Genomic DNA, 1,557 nt, shown 5'->3' on the forward strand with positions numbered 1-1,557 from the left:
CAAGCAAGACAGTTATTATTAGATTTAATACAAGTATTGATAAATTGTTGGAAATCTTTAAATGGCATTGGTTTAGCATAAACAAAGCCTTGAATAAGGAAGACACCTTGTTTACGTAAATACTCAACCTGATCCAGACTTTCAACACCCTCTGCAATCATGATGAGATTAGCCTTCTTACCGAAGGTGATAATGGCATTTAGGATGTTAGCTTTAACGTCACACGTACCAATGGTATCGATAAACATTTTATCAATTTTAAGAGTATTAATTGGCAATTCTTGTAAGTAACTAAAGCCTCCAAAACCTGTGCCTGCGTCATCTAATTTAATGGAAATATCATTATCAATAAGACGTTGCATAACACTTTTCGCTGATTCGAGATCAGTAAAAGGGGTTCTTTCTGTTACTTCAATCGCCAGACGGTGATTCGGCATGTCATGCTCAGATAACTTTTGCAACAGTTTGGTCGCAAAGGTTTGATTCTCTAACTGATGCGGCGGTACGTTAATGCTGGCATAAAACTGATCATTAAGGTCTTTTAAACTGGCAATATCAGCAGTGACTTGTTCAATCAGTAGATCGGTAATTTCATAGATTTGTTTATTTTTTTCAGCAATATCAATAAAAGCATTTGGCGGTATGATTTCACCGTTAGATTTATGCCAACGAAGCAGGGTTTCACAACCGATGATCTCGCCAGATACGGAGTTAATAATTGGTTGATAGTAAGGGATGAATTCTTTTTTATGGATCCCTGATTCAATCATATTTTTTACTGTTTTATGGTGGGTGTTTTTAATACCTAGTAATAAACAGAATACGGCTAATAACAGTAATAAAGAAATGTTAACTAATACAGCATCTGGTTTTGTAACATCATTAATTCCTGTTTTAGTTGCATAAACTTGAAGTAAAAAATCGTGAGTAAGCGGCTTTTGAAATAGCTGATAAGTTTCCTTTTTACTCTTTTTACTTTGTAAGTGAATATGTTGATCTTTATAGATTAGGTAGACCGCAATATTATGCTTGTTGGTCTGATTATTATATAACAGTTGGCTAAATGGTTCAGATACAGCTAATACATAGCTGCCATTGGTAAAATGACGGACCACTTTTACGCGACTATTGGTGTAGGGGGAAATGGTTAAATTTCCAACCGTTATTTTATGGCTTGCATGGCTATCATCACTAACAGGTGCAACATGGCCATAAATAGAACAACCTCTATCAGTAGTAACTAACTGCAAAAATTGAATATTAGTTGAAGTGTCATTTGTAAGGCGCAGCGCATCGATATCATCATCAGAGCATGTCATTGATAAATCAGGCACTAAATTATTGATCGCCGTACTGATAAGAATCGCATTTGTATCATTAACATCTAATGGTATGTTAATTCGATGGCTAAGATCATGCTCAAATAATGCGTATTTTATAAAACCTTGCATCAGATAAATGAGTAGAGTCCCTAATACAAAAATCATTAGGGGCAGTCGCCAACGAAGCCATAAGGCTGTCTCTTTATACACATCTGACGCTGCCGACGATCGCATA

1 protein-coding gene is annotated in these 1,557 nt (G+C 35.6%); it reads right to left on the reverse strand.

All coding sequences use genetic code 11. The features are described 5' to 3' along the window. Positions 1–1,556, reverse strand: a 1,556-nt coding sequence (locus E5A76_RS06945; RefSeq protein ID WP_161118489.1) for an EAL domain-containing protein, incomplete at its 3' end; no start/stop codon positions are given. Between the last annotated feature and the right edge of the window lies 1 nt (position 1,557).

Origin of the sequence: Photobacterium lucens (genome assembly GCF_009873615.1) — a bacterium.
GTDB lineage: Bacteria > Pseudomonadota > Gammaproteobacteria > Enterobacterales > Vibrionaceae > Photobacterium > Photobacterium lucens.